This window comes from Paenarthrobacter nitroguajacolicus, assembly GCF_007786235.1.
Lineage (GTDB): Bacteria > Actinomycetota > Actinomycetes > Actinomycetales > Micrococcaceae > Arthrobacter > Arthrobacter nitroguajacolicus_A.
The window spans coordinates 239,127-263,811 of the sequence record NZ_VNFK01000004.1; the positions used below are offsets into that span (position 1 = coordinate 239,127).

Genomic DNA, 24,685 nt, shown 5'->3' on the forward strand with positions numbered 1-24,685 from the left:
GAAACCGAGCGGGACCTAGGCCGTCTTTCCGGGCTTGTTGACGATGATCCTCACCACGGTGGTGGGTTCCTCCAAAAGCTCCTGTCCGCAAACAACAACGGATGTCGCCACGCCGCCAAGTTTGCGGATGACCTTTGTGGCCTTCTCGATCTCTTCGGCAGCACTGCGTCCCTTGATCGCAACCACTTCACCATGGCCGTTCAACAAAGGAATGGTCAGGCCGGCGAGATTAGTCAGAGCAGAAACGGCGCGAGCCGTCACGACGTCCGCGTCCACCATCCCCACTGCAAGCTCAGCGCGCGTACGCATAATGGTCACGTTGTCCAAGCCGAGGTCGTCAACGACTTCCTGAAGCCAGATAACACGACGTTCCAGCGGCTCTATCAACGTCAGCTCGAGATCCGGACGGGCAATGGCAAGGCAAAGACCCGGCAGGCCTGCGCCGGATCCGACGTCGGCGACGTGGCTGTCCATGGCAATCGCAGACTCGATGACGGCACAGTTCAGGACATGCCTGCTCCACAACCGCGGGATCTCGCGGGGGCCAATCAGTCCACGTTCAGTACCCGACGTAGCCAGGTGTTCAACGTAGCGCTTGGCCAGATCCAAGCGCTCCCCAAAAATCTTTTCGGCCGCTTCCAGTTCAGCTACGGTGATTTCAACCATGAGCTGCTAGTCAGCCGAGACGACGATGTGGCGGCCGGCGCCTTCGCCTTCGGACTCAGAAACGAATCCAAGGTCAGCTACGGCGTCATGGACAATCTTGCGCTCGTAAGCGCTCATCGGTTCAAGGGCAACGGTTCCGCCGGATTCCTTGACCTTGGCCACAGCGTCTTCGGCGATCTGCTGAAGAACGCCGGCGCGCTCCTTGCGGTAACCGTTGATGTCCAGAACGAGGCGTGAGCGGCTTTCCGTGGCGGACAGGACCGAAAGACGGGCCAGTTCCTGCAGTGCCTCCAGGACCTCGCCGTCGCGTCCGACGAGGCTGTCCAGGGCCGCGGACTCTTCATCAGCACCGATGGAGATGTACGTGCGTCCGTTGCGGATCTCGATATCGATGTCGCCGTCGATATCGGCGATATCAAGAAGTTCTTCGAGGTAGTCGGCGGCGATGTCGCCCTCCTCTTCCAAGCGGCTGGCCGTCTTGGACTGCGTCTCCTGGGGCTCTTCCTGCTCTTCAGTCACAGCGGCGATAACTTCTTCGGTGCTCTCGGCAGACATTACTTCTTCTTCCTGTTCTTACGTTGTGGCTGGACGCGCTGGGCCCGGATCTCGGCGGCTGCAGCGGCAGCAGCTTCGGCTTCGGCGGCGGCGTCCGCGGTCTTTTTACCACCCAGCAGCGGGGGCAGGCCCTTGGCGGCGCGGCGCTCCTCCAGTGCCTTGGCGGCAGGGGAACCCGGGGTGGGCATACGGCGGATGACGAAGAACTGCTGGCCCATGGTCCAGAGGTTGGTGGTGGTCCAGTAGATGAGGACACCGATCGGGAAGTTGATGCCACCAATGCCGAACACGAGCGGCAGGATGTAGAGCATCATCTTCTGCTGGCGCATGAACGGGCTGGCCATGGCCTCTTCGGACATGTTCTTGGCCATGATCTGCTTTTGGGTGATGAACTGCGAGGCCGTCATGGCGATGATCATCACGATGCTGAGAACCCAGACAGCAACAGCGCTGTTTCCACCACTCGGATCGCCATGCAGCAGTGAAGCGGACAGTGGCGCGCCGAAGATGCTGGACGAATCGAACTGGACAACCTGTTCGTGGCTCATGGCGCCCACGCCCTGGCCCGCCTTGGCGTTCGTCGAAATACCCGACAGCACCTGGAACAGTGCGAAGAAGAACGGCATCTGGATCAGCATCGGCAAACATGCCGAGAACGGGTTGGTTCCGTGCTTCTTGTACAGTGCCATCTGCTCCTGCGCCATGGCCTGGCGGGAGAGCTGATCGGTCTTGCCCTTGTACTTGGTCTGAAGTTTCTTCAGGTCCGGCTGTAGCAGCTGCATGCCGCGCTGCGCTTTGATCTGCTTGACGAAGACAGGAATCAGGGCGGCACGGATCACCAACACGAGGCCGATGATGGACAGAGTCCACGTCCAGCCGTTCGCGGCGGGCAGGCCAATGAAGCTCAGTCCCTCGTGGAAGCCAACCATGATGATTGACACCAGCCACTTGAACGGAAACATGATTGTTTCAAAGAAGTCCATACGATATCCCTATTCGTTAGGCCGCCGAGCGGCCTTCTTCATCAGCCTGAGCAGCCAGGAACTGGTCCGGGTTGTTCAGTACAACAATTGTGGGCGTCCGGCCTTCGGGCCAGTGACGGTGGCCAGCGGGGACATGGTCCACTCCGCCGGCGTTCCAAGGGTGGCATTTGGCGAGCCTTTTGGCTGCGAGCCAGGTACCCTTCACGGCACCATGCACCGTCACTGCTTCCAAGGCATAGGCCGAGCAGGAGGGAAAGAAACGGCAGACCTGGCCGTACAGGGGCGAAACGACCTTACGGTACGTCTTCAGCAAAAGAATGAGGATGTTGCGGGGCAGGTTCCAGAGAAACGTGCCAACCACCGCCGGCATGGTCCTTTCAGGAACCTTGCCGGAGGGGTCGCTTGAAGAAGGAACGACGGCGGTGCTTATGTCATGCACGCGGTGTCCCTTCCGTTGTGGTGCCGTTGTGGTCCGGCGAAGCGTTGCGTGGAGCTGAGCCACCCAATCGCTTCGTCGTCACTGCCAATGCGGCGTTGTAGTCCGAAAGCAGCTGCTCCCAGCTGGCATGTGCAGCTGCGGGCAGTGCCCGGACCACGACCGCCAGGCCCGTTCCATGCGTATGCAAAGAAAGTGCGCCTACTTCTCTCAGTCTCCTCTTAACGAGGTTCCTGGTCACGGCGTTCCCGACGGCTTTGGAGACAATGAAGCCGATTCGACTCGGCTCCTCGGCCCCGATAGGGGCCGTATATAACACTAAGTTCCGGCGTCCATTGCGGACGCCGGAACGTACAGTTGTTGAAAAGTCGGTAGACGTCCGCAGACGGTTAGGGGTGGCTAGCACCGTCGAACCCGCAAAAAGACCCTGACCGACAAGTCAGTTATTTACGCCGACAGTTCGACGCGGCCCTTGCCGCGACGGGCAGCCAGGATGGCGCGGCCGGCACGGGTGCGCATACGAAGGCGGAAGCCGTGCTTCTTGGCCCGACGGCGGTTATTCGGCTGAAAAGTCCGCTTGCTCACGTTAGTTACTCCAGTGGATCAAAGGTGCGCCCACCCGATCAAAAAAGGGGAAGAACTGGCCGACGCTAAGTTTTGTATGTGCCTGCCGCCGTTGCCTCCCGCACGCTGAACGTACGGACTTACAACTGATCTCAAAAGCGGACACAAAGGACTTCACAACGTTAGGGCAAAAAGGCACCCTCAGTCAAACCGGGAGACTGCCGGAGGCCTATCCACAGCTGTGTCCAACCACCGTTGCCAGCCTGTGGATGAAGTAGCTCACAGGCCGCTTTAGAGAACCACAACCGTGTAATTATCCACAGGCAAGTTCCCAGCTATCTTCTGGCGATTCCATCCCCTAGAGTGGCTCAGTAGCCCATTGTCCACCCGCTGTGTATAACTCTGTGGATTAACGCCCGGAACAGCGACGCCGGAGACACTTCGGCTGCCAGCAACGCCGGCAAGCAAGTATTTAGGAACTGATTGATGACAGTAGACGAAGCCAACCACGCCAACACTGTCGGAAGTTCCTGGCGCAGGGTGCTGAGCCTCATGGAACAGGACGACCGGGTCACACCCCGTCAGCGCGGTTTCGTCATCCTCGCCCAGGCGCAGGGCCTCATCGGTTCCACCCTTCTGGTGGCCGTTCCCAACGAACTCACCCGCGAGGTGCTGCAGACCCAGGTCAAGGATGCCCTGGACGATGCTCTCCGCAACGTGTTTTCCGACGACATCCGCTGCGCTATAGACGTCGATACCGATCTGGTGCCTGTCCACGCAGAGCCGGAACCCGCCGTCGAGCTTTCCGCAGTCCCGGACTTCGCCGAGCCGAAACCGCAACCTACCCCGCCGAGCACATCGCATGAGTTCGGTCGACTGAACCCGAAGTACATCTTCGACACCTTCGTGATCGGTTCATCCAACCGCTTTGCGCACGCCGCCGCCGTCGCGGTCGCTGAAGCCCCCGCCAAGGCGTACAACCCGCTCTTCATTTACGGTGACTCGGGACTGGGCAAGACCCACCTGTTGCACGCAATCGGCCACTATGCCCGGCGGCTCTACAGCGGCATCCGAGTCCGCTACGTGAACTCCGAAGAATTCACCAACGACTTCATCAACTCCATTCGTGACGACGAAGGCACCAGCTTCAAGACCACGTACCGCAACGTGGATGTCCTCCTCATTGACGACATCCAGTTCCTGGCGGGCAAAGACCGGACACAGGAAGAGTTCTTCCACACGTTCAATGCCCTCCACAATGCCAACAAGCAGGTGGTCATCACCTCAGACCAGCCACCGAAGATGCTCGCCGGCTTCGAGGACCGCATGACGTCCCGCTTCGAATGGGGCCTGCTGACGGACATCCAGCCTCCGGAACTCGAGACCCGAATCGCAATCCTCCGCAAGAAGGGCCTCAGCGAAGGCCTCTCCGCACCGGACGACGCACTTGAGTACATCGCCTCAAAGATCTCCAGCAACATCCGCGAACTCGAAGGTGCCCTGATCCGCGTCACGGCATTTGCCAGCCTCAACCGCCAGCCGGTGGATGTTGCCCTTGCCGAGATGGTCCTCAAGGACCTGATCACGGATGACGGCGCCCAGGAGATCACGGCGAAGCAGATCCTCGACCAGACTGCTGACTATTTCAAACTCAGCATGGAAGAGCTCTGCAGCAAGTCCCGTACGCGCACCCTGGTGACAGCCCGCCAGATCGCCATGTACCTGTGCCGCGAGCTGACGGACATGTCGCTGCCAAAGATCGGTCAGGAACTCGGCGGCCGCGATCACACCACGGTCATCCACGCGGATCGCAAGATCCGCGAGCTGATGGCGGAGCGTCGTGTGATTTACAACCAGGTCACCGAGCTGACCAACCGCATCAAACAGCAGCAACGCGACTCCTGAAACCACATCGCGTCCGCCACTACATACCTTATTAACAGGTGCATGTGGATAAGCCTGTGGATACTTAAGGGGACAAGCGTCCTTAATGGGCTTAAAACCCTTAAGCCGTCTGTGGATCGTTAAAAATGGCCCTGGGAGTTGTCCCCATCCACACCCTGTTTAAAACCCAGTTAACGCACAGTCCGTGAACAGGGCTTAACCGCGGAACTGCGGGGCGAGATGGGGTTATCCACAGTTTCCACAGCAGTTATTAACACTACGAATCCCAAAAAATTGAAATCCCTCAAATAACAATCTCGTTCTGCCACACTTCGAGCCCGGCCAGCGGCCAGGCCAAGGCCAGCCTGCGGCTGTCCACATACGGGGGGTCCGAGCGTGCGGGGATGGGTTAATCGCGGATCTTCCGGCTAAGCTGTCAGCAGCGCTCCCATCCTTGGGTCTGTTTGTAGTTCGCTGAGTGCGGACCATGCAGGTTCACGTGTCGGACCGCGCAGATTTGGCGGCTTCCAAGCAGGAATCCGCAGCGATGACATGGCAGCAGCAATGAAAGGCGGCACCCTTCCGTGAAGTTCAGAGTCGACCGCGACGTCCTGGCAGAAGCCGTTACGTGGACCGCGCGGTCGTTGTCTCCGCGGCCGCCCGTACCTGTGCTTTCCGGCCTCCTCCTCAAAGCTGAGGCAGGAACCGTAAGCCTCTCCAGCTTTGACTACGAGACCTCAGCACGCTTGGAAATCCCGGCGGACATCGCTGTGGAAGGCACCATCCTCGTCTCGGGACGCCTGTTGGCAGATATCTGCCGCAGCCTTCCTTCAGCGCCCGTAGAAGTTGAGACCGACGGCAGTAAAGTCACGCTTACCTGCCGTCGAAGCAGCTTCCACCTCGCCACCATGCCCGAGTCCGAGTACCCGGCCCTGCCGGCCCTGCCGGCAATCAGCGGAACGTTGCCCGGTGACGCCTTCGCCCAGGCTGTTTCACAGGTGATCATCGCTGCCAGCAAGGACGACACCCTGCCGATTCTCACCGGCGTCCGCATGGAGATCGAGGACGACCTAATCACCCTCCTCGCCACGGACAGATACCGCCTTGCCATGCGTGAAGTCCCGTGGAAGCCGGTCACTCCTGGAATTTCCACCAGCGCGCTGGTCAAATCCAAGACCCTGAACGAGGTGGCCAAGACCCTCGGTGGCAGCGGCGACATCAACCTCGCCCTGGCTGACGACGACAGCCGGCTCATCGGCTTTGAAAGCGGCGGACGCACCACTACGTCGCTCCTGGTAGACGGCGACTACCCCAAGATCCGGTCTCTCTTCCCCGATTCCACGCCCATCCACGCAACAGTCCAGACCCAGGAGCTCGTCGAAGCTGTTCGTCGTGTCTCGCTGGTTGCAGAGCGCAACACTCCGGTCCGTCTCGCGTTCACCCAGGGACTCCTGAACCTTGACGCCGGCACAGGCGAAGACGCGCAGGCCTCCGAAGAGCTCGAGGCCCAGCTATCCGGTGAGGACATCACCGTGGCCTTCAACCCGCACTACCTCGTTGAGGGCTTGAGCGTCATCGAAACCAAGTTCGTTCGCTTCTCCTTCACCACCGCCCCAAAGCCGGCCATGATCACGGCCCAGGCTGAAGCAGATGGCGAAGACCAGGACGACTACCGCTACCTTGTGATGCCGGTCCGTCTCCCTAATTAGTCGGTACCGCACCACGTCCACCCGCATTCGCAGAAAAGAGTTCACTGTGCACATCGGACTGATCGGCCTTGGAAAAATGGGTTTCAACATGCGGGAGCGCATGCGGAACGGTGGCATCGAAGTCACAGGTTTTGACCGGAACCCAGAGGTCACCGATGTTGCTTCCGTGGACGAACTCATCGCTGCACTGCCCACTCCGCGACTGGTGTGGGTGATGGTTCCTTCCGGCGCCATCACAGATGCCGTGGTTACGGAACTTGGCGAGAAACTGAGCCCGGGCGACCTTGTGATCGACGGCGGCAACTCACGTTTCACCGAAGACCAGAAGCACGCTGCTGCACTCGCTGAAAAGAGCATCCGCTTCGCAGACTGCGGTGTGTCCGGTGGTGTCTGGGGCCTGGAGAACGGTTACGGACTTATGGCTGGCGGTGCCGATGAAGACATTGAGCTGGCAATGCCGGTCTTCGACGCCCTGCGTCCTGAAGGCGAACGGGCGGACAGCTTTGTGCACGTCGGCGGCGTTGGCGCCGGTCACTACGCCAAGATGGTCCATAACGGAATCGAGTATGGGCTCATGCAGGCGTACGCCGAAGGCTACGAACTGCTTGCAGCGAAGGACATCGTCAAGGACCTTCCGGGAACGTTCCGCGCGTGGCAAAAGGGAACCGTTGTCCGCTCCTGGCTGCTGGACCTCATGGTCAAGGCACTGGACGAGGACCCGGGGCTGGCCTCCATCGACGACTACGTGGAGGACTCAGGCGAAGGCCGTTGGACCGTGGAAGAAGCCATCGCCAACGCGGTGCCCGCCCCGGCCATCACCGCCGCGCTCTTCGCCCGCTTCTCCTCGCGCGAAGACAACTCGCCGGCTATGAAGATGGTCTCCGCCCTGCGCCACCAGTTCGGCGGACACGCCACACGTCCGGCCAACTAGGCCGCAGGAGTCCAGCAAAGACGTGTACCTCGAACATCTTTCGCTGACGGATTTCCGCAGCTACGCCCAGGTGGACCTGAAGCTGGGCCCCGGCGTGACGGTCCTGGTGGGTTCCAACGGAATCGGCAAGACCAACCTCATGGAAGCCATTGGGTACTTGGCCACGCTCAGTTCCCATCGCGTGAGCACGGACGCGCCGCTGCTCCGGTTCGGTGCTGAACGCGCCATGGTTCGGGCCAAGCTGGTGCGCGGCGAACAGTCCACAGTGATCGAACTCGAGATCAACGCCGGGCGGGCTAACCGCGGGCGGATCAACCGCGGCAATCCGGTCCGGGCCAGGGACATCCTGGGCATCTGCCAAACCGTGCTGTTCGCGCCCGAGGATTTAGCGTTGGTCAAAGGTGATCCTTCCAACCGCCGGCGTTTCCTCGACGAGTTGCTGGTCAGCCTCGTTCCACGGCACGCGGCCACCCGCAGCGATTACGATCGCGTCCTTAAACAGCGCAACGCACTCCTGAAATCGGCACGCACCGGCAAGTTCACGTCCGGCCACGAGGCTACCTTGGACGTGTGGGACCAACACATGGCCCGCGCCGGCGCCGAACTCCTGCACGCACGCTTGGAGCTGGTGGAGCGCCTGCGCCCCCACCTTAACAGCGCCTACGCACAACTCACCGACGGTTCCAAGGACGCCGGCGCGGTCTACCGCTCAACTATCCAGGACATCCTGGACGACGACGGCGGGCCGGCCGACCACGGAACGGAACCTTCGGCGTCGGTTGAGGACCTTGGCCTGCTGTCCGTCGACGATCTGACCGAACGCTATGTCCACGCATTCGCAGCGTCCCGGAAGAAGGAACTGGAACGTGGCATATCGCTGGTAGGCCCACACAGGGATGAACTCGAACTCGTCTTGGGTCAGGCCCCCGCGAAGGGCTATGCCTCACACGGCGAAACGTGGTCCATGTGCCTGTCGCTGCGACTGGCTTCCTACTACGTCATGCTGGATGATGCCCGCACCGGCGGCACGGCTCCGATTCTCATCCTGGACGATGTTTTCGCTGAACTCGATGTCCAACGTCGGCGTAAACTGGCTGCAATAGTGGCCGGTGCCGAACAAGTGCTGGTGACTGCCGCCGTCGATGCCGATATCCCCGAGGAGCTGGCCGGACGGCGCGTAACCGTTGTTCCGGGAGGCATCGATGGCGAAGGATAGCCGCGACGGACTTCAACCGGGCCGCGACCCGGACGAAATCGATGCTGCCCAGGCCGCCCTGAACCGCATGCGCGAGGCTGCTGCTGCCCGTGGCGAAGTGCGTCAACGCGCCCCTCGTCCCGGATCGGCCCCGAAACGCAAGGGCTTGCGCGATACCAGGGGCTTCACGCAGTTTCACGGCAGCGGCCGGGACCCTCTTGGTCTCGGCAAAGTTGTTGGTCGTTTGGTGGCCGAACGCGGTTGGACCTCGCCTGTAGCGGTCGGATCGGTCATGGCCGAATGGGAAACCCTGGTTGGCCCGGACATATCCGCCCACTGCACACCGGAGAGTTTCACCGACACCACACTCCATGTCCGTTGCGACTCAACCGCTTGGGCCACCCAATTGAGGCTGCTCAGCAGCAGCCTGTTGGAGATGTTCCGCAACGAACTGGGCGAGGGCGTTGTCACCAGCATTCAGGTGCTGGGGCCTTCGGCTCCAACTTGGCGAAAGGGCGGCCGCAGCGTCAACGGTCGTGGACCCCGGGACACATACGGCTAAACGGCGTGCAGGGCGTTTCAACGCCCCTGAGTCGTATAGGCCCCCATCGGGACCACCGCAGGGCCATTGCAGATAGGGCCAGCGGCCTCCCATGGGCATATTCAGCTCTCGGCTGCCCCTGTATTTGCAAGGATTCGCGCCTATCCACGATAGAATTGGCGTAGATCACTGAGCGCCGGTGAAACGTCGTTGGGGTCCTGAATACACTCTTGTGCCCTCGGAACCCCCTTCGTCGTAGTAATCGGCGCAATCAGTCACGTGCCCGTTGACGGCCTCGGTTCGCCGTGGACAACTTCGGGAACGGCCGACATCGAGTACAGAGGAGTCGAAAGCGCCTGTGGCTAACGACAATGCAGAGACCTTGGCAGTAGAGCCCGTAGAGGAGACTGTTCCTACGCCTGATACGCCCGCGGAGACGCAAAGGGAGTACGGTGCCAGCGACATCACCGTGCTGGAGGGCCTCGAAGCCGTGCGCAAACGCCCCGGCATGTACATCGGATCCACCGGTCCGCGCGGTTTGCACCACCTGGTCTATGAAGTGGTGGACAACTCTGTTGATGAGGCGTTGGCGGGGTATTGCAGCCACATCGAGGTCACGCTCCGTGCCGATGGCGGCGTCCGTGTTGTTGATGACGGCCGCGGCATCCCCGTGGACATCCACCCCACCGAAGGCAAGCCCACGGTTGAAGTGGTCATGACCATCCTGCACGCCGGCGGTAAGTTCGGCGGCGGCGGTTACGCAGTTTCCGGTGGTTTGCACGGTGTGGGTATCTCCGTGGTCAACGCCCTGTCCCGTCGTGTGGACACGGAAGTCCGCCGCCAGGGTCACGTTTGGCGCATGACATTTGCCGACGGCGGCAAGCCCCAGGGCGAACTCGTCAAGGGTGAGGAAACTGAGCGTACCGGGACGTCCCAGACGTTCTACCCGGACGGAACGATCTTCGAGTCCACCGAATTCGACTTCGAAACGCTCCGTGCGCGGTTCCAGCAAATGGCTTTCCTCAACAAGGGTCTGCGGATCACGCTGACTGACGAACGCCCCGTTGCACGCGAGGGCGATGAGGATCTCGACCTTGACGCCGTCGCGACTGAAGGTGAAGTCGCTGCCGAGCACCGCACGGTGGTGTACCAGTACCCTGACGGCCTGCTGGACTACGTCAAGCACCTGAATTCGAGCAAGAAGGTGGAGATCGTCCACGAGGACGTCATCGCTTTCGAAACCGAAGACACTGAGCGGCACATCGCCGTCGAGGTCGCCATGCAGTGGACCACCGCCTACTCGGAAAGCGTCCACACCTACGCGAACACCATCAACACCCACGAGGGCGGAACGCACGAAGAAGGTTTCCGTGCCGCGATGACCTCGCTCATCAACCGTTACGCACGCGAGAAGAGCATCATCAAGGAGAAGGAAGACAACCTCACTGGTGATGACATCCGTGAAGGCCTGACCGCTGTGATCTCGGTGAAGCTTTCCGAACCGCAGTTCGAAGGCCAGACCAAGACCAAGCTGGGCAACTCCGAGGTCAAGGGCTTCGTCCAGCGCGTCGTTACTGACCAGTTGGGTGACTGGCTGGAGCGGAACCCCGGTCCTGCCCGCGACGTTATCCGCAAAGCTATCTCGGCCGCCCAGGCACGCATGGCGGCCCGCAAAGCCCGCGATAACGCCCGGCGAAAGAGCCCGCTGGAATCATTCGGCATGCCCGGCAAGCTTTCTGACTGCTCCTCCAAGGATCCCTCGCGCTGCGAGGTTTACCTGGTGGAGGGTGACTCGGCCGGCGGCTCGGCCAAGCGTGGTCGAAACCCGGAAACGCAGGCCATCCTGCCGCTGCGAGGCAAGATCCTTAACGTTGAACGTGCGCGCCTGGACAAGGCCCTGGGCAACGCCGAAGTCCAGTCCATGATCACTGCCTTCGGCACTGGAATCGGCGAAGACTTCGATATCGCAAAGCTCCGGTACCACAAGATCGTTCTGATGGCCGATGCCGACGTTGATGGTCAGCACATCACCACCCTGTTGATGACGCTGCTGTTCCGTTACATGCGCCCGCTCATTGAAAACGGATACGTGTACCTGGCCCAGCCTCCGCTGTACCGGATCAAGTGGTCCAATGCGGCCCATGACTACGTTTACAGCGACCGTGAACGCGATGAAACCATCCGGAAGGGCGCTGCGATGAACAAGCGCCTTCCCAAGGACAACGGCATCCAGCGCTACAAGGGCTTGGGCGAGATGGACTACACCGAGCTGTGGGACACCACCATGGACCCGGATCGCCGCACGCTGTTGCAGGTCACCATGGACGACGCTTTGGCCGCCGACCAGACTTTCTCCGTGTTGATGGGCGAGGACGTGGAATCACGCCGTAACTTCATCCAGCAGAACGCCAAGGACGTCAGGTTCCTCGATATTTAGCGGCCCGATCGCGGCAACTGAATATTCCAGAACTGACATATACCTGAAACGGAAACCTTAGATTATGAGTGACGAAACTCCCGAAGTCCCGGCGGATTCCAACGCTGATGACGTCGTCCTTGAAGGCGACGTGCTGACTGACCGCGTGGAGCAGGTGGATCTGCAGACCGAAATGCAGCGGTCCTACCTGGACTACGCCATGGCTGTGATCGTAGGCCGCGCCCTCCCGGACGTTCGTGACGGCCTCAAGCCGGTTCACCGTCGCGTTTTGTACGCGATGTTCGACGGCGGTTACCGCCCCGACCGCTCCTTCAACAAGTGTGCGCGCGTGGTGGGCGACGTCATGGGTACGTACCACCCGCACGGTGACATGGCGATTTACGATGCCTTGGTCCGCCTGATCCAGGACTGGACCATGCGCTACCCGCTGGCACTCGGCCAGGGTAACTTCGGTTCGCCGGGTAACGACGGTGCTGCAGCTCCGCGTTACACGGAAACCAAGATGGCGCAGCTGGCCATGGAAATGGTCCGCGACATCGACGAGGAAACCGTCGACTTCCAGGACAACTACGACGGCAAGAACCAGGAACCCACCATCCTGCCGGCTCGTTTCCCCAACCTGCTGGTCAATGGCTCCTCGGGTATCGCCGTCGGTATGGCCACCAACATCCCGCCGCACAACCTCCGTGAGGTAGCCGAAGGCGTGCAGTGGGCACTGGACAACCCCACCGCCTCGCGTGAAGAGCTCCTCGAAGCACTGTTGCTGCGCATCAAGGGGCCCGACTTCCCCACAGGTGCCACCATCCTGGGACACAAGGGCATCGAGGACGCGTACCGTACGGGCCGCGGCTCCATCACCATGCGCGCCGTGGTCAACGTGGAGGAACTCCAAGGCCGTACGTGCCTGGTAGTTACCGAGCTCCCTTACCAGGCCAATCCGGACAACCTGGCCATCAAGATCGCCGAGCTGGTCAAGGACGGCAAGATCCAGGGCATCGCCGACCTCCGCGATGAGACTTCCGGCCGTACCGGCCAACGCCTGGTGATCGTGCTCAAGCGCGATGCCGTGGCCAAGGTGGTCCTCAACAATCTGTACAAGCACACGCAGCTGCAGGACAACTTCTCGGCAAACATGCTGGCAATTGTCGACGGCGTTCCCCGCACCTTGAGCCTGGATGCCTTCATCCGGCACTGGGTTGCGCACCAGATGGACGTCATCGCACGCCGCACCCGCTACCGCCTGCGTAAAGCCGAAGAAGAGGCGCACATCCTGCGTGCACTCCTCAAGGCCTTGGACATGCTGGACGAGGTCATCGCCCTCATCCGTGCGTCCAATACCACGGAAGCAGCCCGCGAAGGCCTCATGGAGCTCCTGGAGATCGACGAACTCCAGGCCCGTGCCATCCTCGACATGCAGCTGCGCCGCCTGGCTGCGCTGGAGCGCCAGAAAATCCAGGACCGGCACGCGGAACTCGAAGCCATGATCGAGGAGTACAACGCGATCCTCGCTTCGGAGGAACGTCAGCGCCAGATCATCAGTGAAGAACTCGCGGAGATCGTAGCCAAGCACGGCGACGATCGCCGCACGCACATCCTGATGGGCTTTGATGGCGACATGTCCATGGAGGACTTGATCCCCGAAGAGGAAATGGTTGTCACCATCACCCGCGGCGGCTATGTCAAGCGCACCCGCAGTGACAACTACCGCTCACAGCAGCGCGGCGGCAAGGGCATTAAGGGTGCCCAGCTCCGTGGTGACGACGTCGTGGAGCACTTCTTCGTGACCACCACCCATCACTGGCTGCTGTTCTTCACCAACTTGGGCCGCGTGTACCGCGCCAAGGCCTACGAACTGGCAGAGGCCGGCCGAGATGCCAAGGGCCAGCACGTTGCCAACCTGTTGGCGTTCCAGCCCGACGAACACATCGCTCAGGTCCTGGACCTGAGGGACTACCAGCAGGCTCCATACCTTGTGCTGGCCACCAAGAACGGTTTGGTCAAGAAGACCAGGCTGGAAGACTATGACACCAACCGCACGGCCGGTGTTATCGCCATCAACCTGCGTGATGGTGACGAACTTGTCTCTGCCCAGCTGGTCAGCGAGACCGACGACCTTCTCCTGGTTTCACGCAAGGGCCAGTCCATCCGCTTCACGGCTACCGATGACGCCCTGCGTCCCATGGGCCGTGCGACGTCCGGTGTGACCGGTATGAAGTTCCGTGAAGACGATGAACTCCTGGCCGCGGATGTGGTCCAGGACGGTTCATTCGTTTTCATCGTGACCGAAGGCGGCTACGCCAAACGGACCGCTGTGGACGAGTACCGACTGCAGGGCCGAGGTGGTCTGGGCATCAAGGTGGCCAAGCTTGCCGAGGACCGCGGCGACCTTGTGGGCGCTTTGATTGTGCAGGAAGAAGATGAAGTCCTGGTGGTCATGGAAGGCGGCAAGGTAGTCCGCTCGGCCGTCACCGGCGTTCCCGCCAAGGGACGCGACACCATGGGAGTCATCTTCGCCAAGCCGGACAAGAACGACCGCATTATCGAGGTTGCACGCAACAGCGAACGTGGTTTGGAAGGCGAAGAGTCCGAGGACGGACTCGACGATGACGTAACGTTGGCTGCAAACGACGGCGCCTCCGAGGCGACCGTGGAGGCCGATACGGAAAACGACGCAGACCCGGAAATCGAAACGGGCGCGGAGCTGAACGAAGACAATACCGGAGGTAACGAGTGAGTAATTCCGACTCATATCCCAAGCCGAGCACAGGTGTCCCCGGCGGACTCCGGCAGCCCTCGGGCAACGCGCAGGCAGGAACGCCCGCACGGCCGCAACAGCGACCTGGAGCCGGGTCTCCCGGGGCCGGAGCTGCAGGTGCGCGTCCCGCGACAGGCACTAACTCCGCCCAGCGTCCCGCCGGGGCTCCCGGGCAGCGCCCCGCACAAGCAGGCCAGCGTCCCGCCGGGGCTCCCGGGCAGCGTCCTGCCCAGCCCGGCCAGCGTCCGGCCGGCGCCGCTGCCCAGCGACCTGCCCAGCAAGGAGCCCCAGGCTTGGTAAAGCCGGCTCCCAAGGCCAAGGTTCGCCGCGCACGCCTGCTCGTCAGCAAGGTTGACCCGTGGTCCGTCCTGAAGATGGCGTTCCTGCTGTCCGTCGCGCTGGGCATTGTCACTGTGGTTGCTGCGATCGTGCTGTGGACCGTGCTGGACCTGACGGGCATCTTCAACCAGGTGGACAGCCTTCTCGGCACGCTGGCCGGTTCCGAGGGTAGTGGATTCGAACTGAAGAAGATTGCTTCCCTGGGGCAGGTGGCTTCCTTCGCCACCATCATTGCTGTGGTGAACGTGGTCCTCCTGACGGCTCTATCCATGCTCTCGGCCGTTCTGTATAACATTTCGGCAACGTTGGTTGGCGGCGTTGGCGTCACTTTGACGGACGACTAGCAAAAATCCGCGGAAATCCGCCTAAACCGGCGGAAAACCACGGCAAGAAAGCCTCGATTTGAGATCGGGCCGGGATGTGCTGTACAGTCATATCTCGGCCCGATGAGGCATCGGGGCGTATAGCTCAGGCGGTTAGAGCGCTTCGCTGATAACGAAGAGGTCCCAGGTTCAAGTCCTGGTACGCCCACGGAACCTACAACAGGTTCAGGTAAAACTGAACTGGAATGAGGTACTTGTGAAGAAGTTGCTGGTAGTAGTGGCAGTCGCAGGTGTCCTGGTCTATAAAAAGGCCCAGGAATCCGAAGCCCGGAAGGATGTCTGGAGCAAGTCAACCGACAAGGTGGACTAGCCGAGGAGCCCGGTTTGAACTGGTAAATACCGGTCCTGACATGGGGTATGATTGACGGGTTGCTTCTTATGGGGGCATGGCGCAATTGGTAGCGCACCTGCTTTGCAAGCAGGGGGTTCGGGGTTCGAGTCCCCGTGCCTCCACCATAAGAAAAGTCCCGGTCAGAAATGACCGGGACTTTTGCATTTAACGTCCTAACCCTCGCGAACACCCAACACAGCCGGTGCCAGTTTGCTATACCCGCGCCACGCGTTTTCGCCCGCGCCACGCGCTTTCGCCCACGCTACGCATATCCGGGTGTCGCCAGCGAATTTGCGCGTCATCAACGAATGCCCGCGGCCCCAATGGGCTACTCAGCTACCCGGAACCTGTTGAAGCGCCCGGTCCAGGAAGGCCTTGAGCTCGCTGTCCCCCAGCACCGGAGTCACGACGCCCAACTCAAGGGTGGGCTGCGTCTTTGCTGTAGCAGCCGTCAACGCGCCCTGGACATTCCTGCGGGCCATAGTCGCGGCCTGGACATCACCGCGCTTTGCGGCCTCCAGCATGACCAAGGCTTCCTCCACGCCGCGTCCATACTGCGCAGCCGCCGTCATCCAGTGGGTAGCATCCGTTGAGAAGCCCGGCTCCGCCATCCTGGGAAGGAGCTCCGGCAGGCGCTGCAGCAGGTCAGCGCGAGCTTTGAGGCCGCCCGAAGGTGATCTTCCGGCGTCGTAGTCTTCCCAAAACTGGTCAATATCACGGCGTAGCTGGGGAGCTGAGGGTGTGAGTGCGTCGTCCTGCCAGTCCTGGTTGAGGTCCACGAAGGCCCTGACAGCTTCTTGGACCTCGGGATCAGGCCCGGCAAGCAGGGAAAGGGCGGCACTCATGGACTTGTCGGGATCATAGCCCGGACCGTTCCATGAGAGATCGGCGTAGTTGAAGACCGCCGGCAGGGAGAGATAGGGCTCAATCATGGGGTTGGTGACGATGCCCCGGACTGACTCATGGAGTTTGGCGTCCCTGCCGATGACGGGCGCCATGAACAGGTGGTCCTGGGAGAAGTCGTTGACGGGATAGTTGTCCCAAATGACCAGACTGCGGGGAGAACCCGGGCTCCCGTAGGTCAGTCCGGCGGTTTCTGCTGAGTCCTGGGTGATACGGTGCGACACGACGTCTTCACCGGTCCACTGCACCACGATCCCCGGGTTCAACGCCTGGCCGAGTTCCCGTTTGTAGGGATTGCTGGCGGATCCGTTGTAGAACGTCGGGACCGTTTCGAGCGGCAGCACGCCCTCGCGTGCAGAGATGAATCGGTCATTCACATCGTTGAGGAAGGAAGCTTGTGCTTTAGCCAGGTTGGCTTGGCCGGAACCGAACTCCCGGAGATCCTCGGCGCACTGAACTTTGGTGGCGATGTCGTCAAGGGGAATCACGAAGGACCGCACACCCAGCGAATACAACGAGTCAAGCTTGGCCACGGCGTCGTCCAAGTCAGACGAACGCGAATAGCAAATGTCGATCCCTGGGGACAACGCGTAGCTGAACCGGATGTGGTTGTCCGCAGCCGCGTCGATCAGCTCCTGCAGTTCCTGGAGTTCCTGATCCGAGTAGAGGTCCCGCCATTTGTCCCTGAGCAGGGGGTCGTCTTTTGGCGAATAGATGTAGGTGTTCATCTTCTGCCGCCCTGCGAATTCGATAACGTCCAAGCGGGCCTGGTGGGACCACGGCGTGCCGTAGAAGCCCTCGATGACGCCGCGTGTTTCCATCAGCGGCCAGTCGGCCACGCGGACCGGAACTACGGAACCGCCTCGGACCAATTGGCGAAGGGTCTGGACCGCGTGGAAGACGCCGTCGCCGTCGCTTCCGGCGAGGACCGCCGTCGGTATTCCTACAGCCTTTCCCGTGGCAAGTGCGTAGCCTTCGGCTCGACCCAAGGCGTACTGGATCTCCGGGTCGCTGTCCAGCCGCAACGCTTGGAGGGCCGAAGAAACAGTTGCAGCGCTCCCCAAAAAGACGGCAGAGGCTCCTTCTCGTGGCGAAGTGAGGGTTGTTACGGCCTCGGCAGTGCCTCCGGCCCCCGCAACCAGGTCCTGAACGGCAGCGATTGACGCTTGATCCGTTCCAGATGGAGCCACGATGTACACGTGGCCGTTCAAAGGAACCGGGCTTCCGGTTCCAGGGCGCGCATGCTGGGGTACCGGGAAGATGTTGGGAACCTCCGTCACCTGTCCCTCAGGTCCGCCGGGGCGGTCCCGCGAAACAACAAACCAGCCGGTGACCACGAGGGCGGCCGTGAGCGCCCCGGCTGCAACCAGCAGCAGGACCGACCGTCTCCGTTTGGTGCCAGCTCCGACGGGTGCGCTGTTCAATCAGGTATCCCCTTGGGTACGCCGTTATCGGCTCACTGGAATGATGAGTCAAGACAATCACACTGTCAGCCCATCAGATAGGGGCAAGACGGTCTGTCCGCCCCACTAAGGTTGATCCGTGAACCTTCTCATCGCAGCTCTGGGAGTACTGGGTGTTGCCTCCTCCGGCCCACTTATCGCAGGCACTCTCGGCGCCACCTCAGTGACTGCGTTGGCCATCGCCTTTTGGCGGAATGCGATCGGCGCAGTGGTGATGGCCGTTCCGGTTGCGATCCGGGAGCCGAAGCAGTTCGGAAGGATCACACGACGCGAATTCGGATGGTCGGCAGTGGCTGCTGTTGCACTCGCCTTCCACTTTGCGTGCTTCATCACCGCGCTGCAGCTGACGTCGGTGGCTGCCGCTACCGCCTTGGTGTGCCTTCAGTCAGGCTGGATTGCTGTCTTCCAGCTGTTCCGGGGGACGCGGCACCGGTGGCCCGTGCTGCTGGGCTTGGGCATAGCGTTCGGGGGCGTTGTGGCCATCACAGGCTTCGACATGGGTTCCTCCCCCGAGGCTTTGCTGGGCGACCTCCTGGCGCTTGCTGGCGGCGCCTTGGCGGGTCTATACACCCTTGCCGGCGGTAAGGCCCGGCAATCGATGGGAACGGGAACGTACACCACCCTCTGCTATGGCATGTGCGCGGGCATTGTGGCTGTGCTGGCTTTGGTCGGCGGCCAACCGCTCACAGGATTCGACGCCGGAGGCTGGCTTGGCATTATCGCCATCACCGTCTGTGCGCAGTTGGTGGGGCACACAGCGTTCAACCACTTGCTGGCCACGATGAGCCCGCTCCTGGTATCCATGATCATCCTGCTGGAAATTCCGGGCGCGGCGATCCTGGCCGCCATTTTCCTAAATGAAACCCTGCCGGCCGGAACATATGCCGGCCTTGCCCTGATCCTTGTGGGGCTGGCAGTGGTGGTTGCCGGGCAGCGGCGTGGCCGGCCTGAAGCAGACCGGCGGGAAGCCGAGCTGGGCACCGACTGACGTACCGGCGTCGGGCGTTTACAGACCGCCGCGGCGGACGCCCTGCGCGGAGTTGGCCGTGTGAATGGCCCGCAGCAGCTTGGCCGGGAAGTACACCGAGAAGAACACCACCATGGGCGCCTTCAGGGCCATTTTCTTAACGTTGTGCGCCTTGTAGGTCCGGTCGAACCGCTGGACGTAGTAGCGGTAGTCGCGGGGTGAGTCCTCGAGTCGGCGGGCCGACATCCCGGAAACCATTTGCGGGAGGTACTGCACCTTGAGGTCGTGCTCAAAGAGGTGCAGGGAGAGATCAATATCCTCATGCATTTCATCCTTGGGATCCAGGCACGCTTCGTCGCGGATGGTCTCCCACGCAGTGCGGCGAAGGGCCATGTTGGAGCCGAAGAGGAAATGGTACTGGTGCTTGGCCAGGCGCAGCATGAGCTGGCGCATCTTGTCATCCGCCTTGAGGCCGAAGCGACGCATGGGCATGTCGTAGTAGACCACCGGCCCCGTGGCGGCAGCGACAGCCGGGTCCATGAATGCTTTCTGGACCTGCTCCACCCAGTCCGGCTCCAGGACGGAATCGGCGTCGATGCGGCCAACGACATCCCCTGTGGCGTTGTTCAGCCCATGGTTACGTGTTGGGATCAGGCCCTGGGTGTCTTCCTGGCTGAGGAGGATAATGGGGCTTTCCGGGTACTCCTGCTGCATTTGCTGCACGATTGTGACCGTGCGGTCCGTGGACAGATTATCCACCACGATGATTTCGTCGGCCGGGACAGACTGGTAAATCGCAGCAATGAGGCACTGGCGAATGACGCTTTCCTCGTTATACGCCGGGATGACGATGGACACGCCCGGTGGTTCCGGAGCATCCTTGAGGGCACCCGCAAAGGGTCTATCGGCTGACATCACTTCAAATCTAACACCCGGGGCACTGCGCCCGATGGAGGCTTTGGTTACAAGCCGGCAAACACTGAAGGGACCCCGGCAACAGCCGGAATCCCTTCAGGTGATCGGAGTGGTGCGTGCTAGCTGTGCGCGCCCTTGGAGCCGGACTCAGTGCCGTCGGCATCCTTGTGCAGGCTCGCCGCGATGTTCTTGACTGCGGTCTTGGCGTCGGTTGCTACCTTCGCCGTGGAGTCCTCAACGTTCTTGAAGGCGTCCTTGGTTGCCTGCTCGGCTTCGGCAGCAGCTTCTTCCGGGGTGATGTCCGTGGCACTGGGTTCAGTTACCGCTGCAGCCGTGGCAGACGCGGCGGCATCAGCCGGAGCCGGGGTGGTTTCGGGCTTGGGCGTCACCGGGGAAGGTGTCTTCCACGGATCCTCCACGGGCTTGGAAGCCTTCCACGCAGCAACGCCTGCCGCAGCGGCCGCGGCGATGACCGTAACGATCAGCCAACCGCGTTTCTTTGGCTTCGGTTCCTTGCCCAACTTGGTGGAAACAGCCTTGGTTGCTTCACCGGCTACTGCCTTGATCTGCTTCCCAGTGGCCTGGGCCTGCTCCTGCACGCTGTGCACAACGCCTGAATCAACAAGCTTCTGTGCGACAGCGTCCACCTGGGCCGGCGCGTTTTCAAGGGCGTGGTGAACAGCTACGGAAGCCTGGCCCAGCTGTTCGGACAGTTTGGGCAGGTATTCGTCCACCACCTTGTCCCGCGCGTGCCCAAGAGCCGGAGTGGCCTTGTTCAGCGTCTCCTGGATCCTGGGTGTTGCGTCCTCCACAGCGTCATGGATCTTCGGCGCTAGGTGCGCCAGTCCATCCTGAATTCGCGGTGTCACAACTGCTACGCCGTCGGCGAGGTTGTGCGCAGCGGACTTCAGCCCCTCTTGGATCTTGGGGGAAGCGGTGTCAATGCCGTGCTGGATACGCGGAACAGCCCAATTCACAGCTGCTTCCACGCGGGGTGCAGCCCAGTCGCGGGCGTTATCCACACCAACCGCAACGGATTGTTCAAGGTCGCGGGCAATACGGTCTGATTTCTTCACAACTACCTCCCGATACACATGCTCGTTTGTTGCTAGCCTACGTCGCCAAGTGAACACCGGCTATTCATCTGCTGGATTAGGCCAGGATTTCACCGAGCGCGGAACCGGCTTTACAGCCATGCCGGCGTTGACCCTGCATGGAAGAATGGGCCCATGACCATTGCAACTGCAAAAGCAACGATCCACACGACCCTCGGCGACATCAAGGTTGACCTCTTCGGCAACCACGCGCCCAAGACGGTCGCCAACTTCATTGGGCTGGCCACGGGCGAAAAGTCCTGGAACCACCCTGAAACCGGCGAAGACAAGACCGGAACGCCCCTTTATGACGGCACCATTTTCCACCGCATCATCAAGGACTTCATGATCCAGGGCGGCGATCCCCTGGGCCGCGGCGTGGGTGGCCCCGGCTACCAGTTCGACGATGAGATCCACCCGGAACTGACGTTCAACGCTCCTTACAAGCTGGCCATGGCGAACGCCGGCATCCAGATGGGTAAGGGCACCAACGGGTCACAGTTCTTCATCACCACCGTGAACACCGACTGGCTCTTCGGCAAGCACAGCATCTTCGGCGAAGTTACCGACGAGGAATCCCGCAAGGTTGTTGACTCGATCGAGGCCGTCCGCACCGGTATGGGCGACCGCCCCGTCGAGGACGTTGTCATCAACAGCATCGACATCGAACAGCTCTAGTCACCCACTGAATCTGAGCTCATGAGTTACGGAATTCCGTCGGCAGAGCCGTCCGCTGATATTCCGGTGTGCCCCAGGCACCCGGACAGGCCCTCCTATGTGCGGTGCCAACGCTGTGGGCGCCCTGCGTGCCCCGAGTGCCAGCGGGCGGCCGCCGTCGGGTTCCAATGCGTTGACTGCGTCAACGAACAACAACGTACGACGCCGACCTACCGCTCCCCGTACGGCGGCGCCTTGGCCGTCGGCCGTCCTTTGGTGACGTTCACCATCATCGGGCTGTGCGTGCTGGTGTATATCCTTCAGTGGATTGTGCCGGGCGATCAGATGTTCAAGAACTTTGCCTTTGCCAATGTTTTCGCTGACCGCGAGCCGTGGCGCATGGTCACTTCCGCTTTCCTCCACTCCCAGGGTTTCCTCCTCCACATCGTGCTCAACATGTACACACTGTGGATCTTCGGACAGGCCCTTGAGCCTTTGCTCGGGCGCATCCGTTTTCTTGCCGTCTATCTGATTTCCGCAGTTGGCGGATCTGTAGGCTTCCTTGTCCTCACCCCGACCACAGTGCCCGCAGTGGGTGTGGTGGGTGCCTCCGGGGCCATCTTTGGCCTGTTTGGCGCCATGCTGGTGGTGCAGAGGCACAGGGGCGGCGAGACTAAGCAACTTTGGGTCCTGATTGCCATCAATGGCGCCATTGGCTTCTTTGTTCCCAGTATTGCCTGGCAAGCCCACTTGGGCGGTTTGATCACGGGTGGCCTCGCTGCTGCCGCGATTGCCTACGCCCCCAAGGGCAAGAACCAAGCGCTGCTCCAGGCAGGTGGACTGGTCCTGGTGGCAGGGCTGTTGGCCTTGATCACCTGGTTCCGCGTCACTGCTGGCTAGCGGCTCCTACTTGGTGTTCTGAGAGACCGGCTGCCGCAGGATGGTTTTGAGCTTTTCCGGTGCCGTACGGCGAGGATCACCAAGATAGATCTCATGGTGCCTGCCGGTCATGGACAGTGATTGCTCCGGTATGAAGTTATTGTGCATCTCCTCAAGTACAGGCCCTTCATGGTCGTAGGGCCCTATGTGGAGTGTCTGCACACTTAGTCCCTCCTCCAGTGGTTCCAGGCGGAGCGACTCCAAAGCCGGGGCCTCTCCTTTCTTGGCGACTACTTGTCGCACCATTTCCATGTGCTCCTGGGTGATCCAGTCGGGGACCATGTTCAACAATGTCCAGTCCCACCGCGACTTGTCCCTGGCGCTGGTGAACGACTCCATGTCATCGGACCACCACAGAGCCTCAAGCGGCATGACGCCATAGTCCTGGCCGAGCTCGGCTTTGCTGAAGAACTTCAACTTGTAGGCGACGGGGTACAGGGTAGTCAGCGCGTCCTTGTACGACTGCGCGGTGTTGGGATCCCCGTGGCCGTCGATCATGAGGAACTGCAAGGTGGGAACGGTAACCACAGAGAATTGGCCGTGCTTGGCGCTGTAGGTGGCGATCAGTTTCTTGAAGTCGCTCTTCATGGCTTCATATCTCCGGGTGTTGGGTACTTCTGAGGTGGGTCCTCACAGATCCACTTTATCCACAGGCGTTATCCACACTGTGTGTAACTTACACAGGTGTAGTTAGGGCTATTCGCCGTCAGCAGCCTCGCCGGAGCGGTAGATATCCCCTGAAAGGCATGAATTTCTCCACAGCTGTGGATAACTTTGTCCCCGTCGAGGTCGAATATGTGGACAAACAGGGCATCTTGAGGCCCGGTGTGGACAACCCTGTTAATCACTCTGTAGAAGACGCTCTATCAACAGGCTTATCAACATTGTTAATAACTTACACAGGTGTAGTTCCGACCCCTTAGAGGGCTGAGAACCCCGGCATGGCAGGGATCTCCTGAGTAAAACCCACACGTTTTCCCCATCTGTGGATAACTTGTGGGTAGGGGGGTGTTGTTAAGTGGGTAACCTCTGGCAGGGCCGTAGGCCGCGAGCGGTGGGGTGGACCCCTTGGTTATCGAGTCCAAGACCCCTCGAAATGACGCTCGGCAAATCCGGCAATCCTGAGATGTTTAACTTTGGGTGAAGCTTGGAGCACTATCCACAGGGCAGTACACAGTGGGTATAAGTGTCCGCGGGAGGTTCCGGGACGTGAATCGGCGGCGTGGCGGCGATTTGCACCGTATATACGTGGATGTCCACAGAAGTTATCCACGCTTGTGGATAAAGTTACGCACTTCTGTGGACAAGAACTGTGGACTACTGGAGGCTTCTCCCACGGCGTGGAGGAAGAATCCCCGCCTGGGCCCAAACCCCGGAAGTCCCCCGACGGTGGCTGTCCAGAAGGTGGGTATCTACGATCCCTACCGCTTCCATCAAGGCGTACATGGTGGTGGGCCCCACGAAGGCAAAGCCCTTTTTCCTCAGCGCCTTGGACAAAGCGATCGACTCAGGGGATGTTGTGGGGATATCGGCCATGGTGCTGGGCGTCGGCGTGCTTTCCGGCTGGAACGACCATACGAAGTCCACCAAACCACCTTCCTCGCGCAGGGCAATGGTGGCCTTCGCGTTGGTGATGGCGGCGTGGATCTTGAGCCGGTTACGAACGATGCCGGCGTCCAACATGAGGCGCTCTACGTCCGCCTCGGTGAAAGCTGCAACGCTTTCCGGATGGAAGTCCAGGAAGGCCTTCCTGAACGCATCCCGTTTCCGAAGGATGGTGGCCCAGGAAAGGCCAGCCTGGAAGGCTTCGAGGCTGATGCGCTCATACATGCCCTGCTCATCGCGGACGGGCATTCCCCATTCGTGGTCGTAGTACGCCTGCATGAGGGGATCAGAGGCAGCCCACAGAGGACGGGCCAAGCCGTCCTCGCCGATGATGGTGCCGTTATCCGGGGTCATGAATGCTCCTCTGCAGCCGAGCCACCCAGGTGGTCCAACCAGTAATTTAGCTTCCGGGGATATTGTGCCCCGTACCCCT

Annotated in this window: 23 protein-coding genes and 2 tRNA genes; 14 read left to right on the forward strand and 11 right to left on the reverse strand. The window is 60.9% G+C overall.

Going from position 1 to position 24,685, the window contains the following annotated elements; all coding sequences use genetic code 11:
- Nucleotides 1–15: 15 nt before the first annotated feature.
- From rsmG to rpmH, 6 genes are read right to left on the reverse strand one after another with little or no spacing between them, the layout of a single operon-like run.
- Nucleotides 16–666 (reverse strand): 16S rRNA (guanine(527)-N(7))-methyltransferase RsmG, encoded by a 651-nt coding sequence (rsmG, locus tag FQP90_RS06885; protein ID WP_144648971.1) that lies wholly within the window; start codon nucleotides 664–666, stop codon nucleotides 16–18.
- 6 nt (nucleotides 667–672) lie between these two features.
- Complete coding sequence (locus FQP90_RS06890) at nucleotides 673–1,221, reverse strand: Jag family protein (RefSeq protein WP_144648972.1); 549 nt, start codon at nucleotides 1,219–1,221, stop codon at nucleotides 673–675.
- Complete coding sequence (gene yidC, locus FQP90_RS06895) at nucleotides 1,221–2,204, reverse strand: membrane protein insertase YidC (protein ID WP_144648974.1); 984 nt, start codon at nucleotides 2,202–2,204, stop codon at nucleotides 1,221–1,223. Before yidC ends, FQP90_RS06890 begins: the two co-directional genes overlap by 1 nt.
- A gap of 16 nt (nucleotides 2,205–2,220) precedes the next feature.
- The gene (gene yidD / locus FQP90_RS06900; RefSeq protein WP_144648976.1) at nucleotides 2,221–2,706 is read right to left on the reverse strand and encodes a membrane protein insertion efficiency factor YidD; all 486 of its coding nucleotides are present in this window, start codon (nucleotides 2,704–2,706) and stop codon (nucleotides 2,221–2,223) included.
- Nucleotides 2,636–3,046, reverse strand: coding sequence for a ribonuclease P protein component (rnpA, locus tag FQP90_RS06905; RefSeq protein ID WP_144648978.1), 411 nt, complete (start codon nucleotides 3,044–3,046; stop codon nucleotides 2,636–2,638). Before rnpA ends, yidD begins: the two co-directional genes overlap by 71 nt.
- A gap of 41 nt (nucleotides 3,047–3,087) precedes the next feature.
- Nucleotides 3,088–3,225, reverse strand: coding sequence for a 50S ribosomal protein L34 (gene rpmH / locus FQP90_RS06910; protein ID WP_011776797.1), 138 nt, complete (start codon nucleotides 3,223–3,225; stop codon nucleotides 3,088–3,090).
- A gap of 465 nt (nucleotides 3,226–3,690) precedes the next feature.
- On the opposite strand from rpmH, the gene dnaA reads away from it, so the two are divergent.
- The 11 genes from dnaA (at nucleotide 3,691) to FQP90_RS06960 (ending at nucleotide 15,834) form a co-directional block, all read left to right on the forward strand.
- Nucleotides 3,691–5,109 (forward strand): chromosomal replication initiator protein DnaA, encoded by a 1,419-nt coding sequence (gene dnaA, locus FQP90_RS06915; RefSeq protein WP_144648980.1) that lies wholly within the window; start codon nucleotides 3,691–3,693, stop codon nucleotides 5,107–5,109.
- A 563-nt stretch (nucleotides 5,110–5,672) separates the two neighbouring features.
- Entirely contained in the window at nucleotides 5,673–6,797 is a 1,125-nt protein-coding gene (gene dnaN, locus FQP90_RS06920) for a DNA polymerase III subunit beta (RefSeq protein ID WP_144648982.1), read from the forward strand.
- Nucleotides 6,798–6,843: 46 nt separating this feature from the next.
- Nucleotides 6,844–7,728 (forward strand): phosphogluconate dehydrogenase (NAD(+)-dependent, decarboxylating), encoded by an 885-nt coding sequence (gene gnd / locus FQP90_RS06925; RefSeq protein ID WP_144648983.1) that lies wholly within the window; start codon nucleotides 6,844–6,846, stop codon nucleotides 7,726–7,728.
- Between the two features lie 22 nt (nucleotides 7,729–7,750).
- Complete coding sequence (recF, locus tag FQP90_RS06930; RefSeq protein WP_144648985.1) at nucleotides 7,751–8,944, forward strand: DNA replication/repair protein RecF; 1,194 nt, start codon at nucleotides 7,751–7,753, stop codon at nucleotides 8,942–8,944.
- Entirely contained in the window at nucleotides 8,931–9,485 is a 555-nt protein-coding gene (locus tag FQP90_RS06935) for a DUF721 domain-containing protein (RefSeq protein WP_144648987.1), read from the forward strand. Before recF ends, FQP90_RS06935 begins: the two co-directional genes overlap by 14 nt.
- 337 nt (nucleotides 9,486–9,822) lie before the next feature.
- Nucleotides 9,823–11,901: a DNA topoisomerase (ATP-hydrolyzing) subunit B gene (gene gyrB / locus FQP90_RS06940; protein WP_144648989.1), complete on the forward strand. Its 2,079-nt coding sequence runs from the start codon at nucleotides 9,823–9,825 to the stop codon at nucleotides 11,899–11,901.
- A gap of 64 nt (nucleotides 11,902–11,965) precedes the next feature.
- Nucleotides 11,966–14,635: a DNA gyrase subunit A gene (gene gyrA, locus FQP90_RS06945; protein ID WP_144648991.1), complete on the forward strand. Its 2,670-nt coding sequence runs from the start codon at nucleotides 11,966–11,968 to the stop codon at nucleotides 14,633–14,635.
- A complete protein-coding gene (locus FQP90_RS06950; RefSeq protein WP_144648993.1) occupies nucleotides 14,632–15,339 on the forward strand; it encodes a DUF3566 domain-containing protein in 708 nt (235 codons plus the stop codon). The genes gyrA and FQP90_RS06950 overlap by 4 nt, the downstream gene beginning before the upstream one ends.
- Before the next feature lie 113 nt (nucleotides 15,340–15,452).
- Nucleotides 15,453–15,526: transfer RNA gene (locus tag FQP90_RS06955), tRNA-Ile, on the forward strand.
- A gap of 48 nt (nucleotides 15,527–15,574) precedes the next feature.
- The gene (locus FQP90_RS23600) at nucleotides 15,575–15,688 is read left to right on the forward strand and encodes a DLW-39 family protein (RefSeq protein WP_244296562.1); all 114 of its coding nucleotides are present in this window, start codon (nucleotides 15,575–15,577) and stop codon (nucleotides 15,686–15,688) included.
- Nucleotides 15,689–15,758: 70 nt separating this feature from the next.
- A tRNA-Ala gene (locus tag FQP90_RS06960) sits at nucleotides 15,759–15,834 on the forward strand.
- 207 nt (nucleotides 15,835–16,041) lie between these two features.
- Here the strand turns inward: FQP90_RS06960 and FQP90_RS06965 are convergent.
- The gene (locus FQP90_RS06965) at nucleotides 16,042–18,036 is read right to left on the reverse strand and encodes a beta-N-acetylhexosaminidase family protein (RefSeq protein ID WP_144648995.1); all 1,995 of its coding nucleotides are present in this window, start codon (nucleotides 18,034–18,036) and stop codon (nucleotides 16,042–16,044) included.
- Nucleotides 18,037–18,154: 118 nt separating this feature from the next.
- Here FQP90_RS06965 and FQP90_RS06970 point away from each other — a divergent pair, with 118 nt between their 5' ends.
- Complete coding sequence (locus tag FQP90_RS06970) at nucleotides 18,155–19,063, forward strand: DMT family transporter (protein ID WP_144648996.1); 909 nt, start codon at nucleotides 18,155–18,157, stop codon at nucleotides 19,061–19,063.
- An 18-nt stretch (nucleotides 19,064–19,081) separates the two neighbouring features.
- Here the strand turns inward: FQP90_RS06970 and FQP90_RS06975 are convergent, their stop codons facing one another.
- Nucleotides 19,082–19,957, reverse strand: a complete 876-nt coding sequence (locus FQP90_RS06975) for a glycosyltransferase (protein WP_144648997.1) — start codon at nucleotides 19,955–19,957, stop codon at nucleotides 19,082–19,084.
- Between the two features lie 119 nt (nucleotides 19,958–20,076).
- Nucleotides 20,077–21,033 (reverse strand): hypothetical protein, encoded by a 957-nt coding sequence (locus FQP90_RS06980; RefSeq protein WP_144648998.1) that lies wholly within the window; start codon nucleotides 21,031–21,033, stop codon nucleotides 20,077–20,079.
- A gap of 153 nt (nucleotides 21,034–21,186) precedes the next feature.
- Between FQP90_RS06980 and FQP90_RS06985 the strand changes: the two genes are divergently transcribed.
- Together FQP90_RS06985 and FQP90_RS06990 are read left to right on the forward strand one after the other, a co-directional pair.
- Complete coding sequence (locus FQP90_RS06985) at nucleotides 21,187–21,729, forward strand: peptidylprolyl isomerase (protein WP_026541003.1); 543 nt, start codon at nucleotides 21,187–21,189, stop codon at nucleotides 21,727–21,729.
- Nucleotides 21,730–21,750: 21 nt separating this feature from the next.
- Nucleotides 21,751–22,608 (forward strand): rhomboid family intramembrane serine protease, encoded by an 858-nt coding sequence (locus tag FQP90_RS06990; RefSeq protein WP_144648999.1) that lies wholly within the window; start codon nucleotides 21,751–21,753, stop codon nucleotides 22,606–22,608.
- A 6-nt stretch (nucleotides 22,609–22,614) separates the two neighbouring features.
- Here the strand turns inward: FQP90_RS06990 and FQP90_RS06995 are convergent, their stop codons facing one another.
- Nucleotides 22,615–23,235 (reverse strand): GyrI-like domain-containing protein, encoded by a 621-nt coding sequence (locus tag FQP90_RS06995; RefSeq protein ID WP_144649000.1) that lies wholly within the window; start codon nucleotides 23,233–23,235, stop codon nucleotides 22,615–22,617.
- 729 nt (nucleotides 23,236–23,964) lie between these two features.
- Nucleotides 23,965–24,606, reverse strand: coding sequence for a DNA-3-methyladenine glycosylase I (locus FQP90_RS07000; RefSeq protein ID WP_144649001.1), 642 nt, complete (start codon nucleotides 24,604–24,606; stop codon nucleotides 23,965–23,967).
- Between the last annotated feature and the right edge of the window lie 79 nt (nucleotides 24,607–24,685).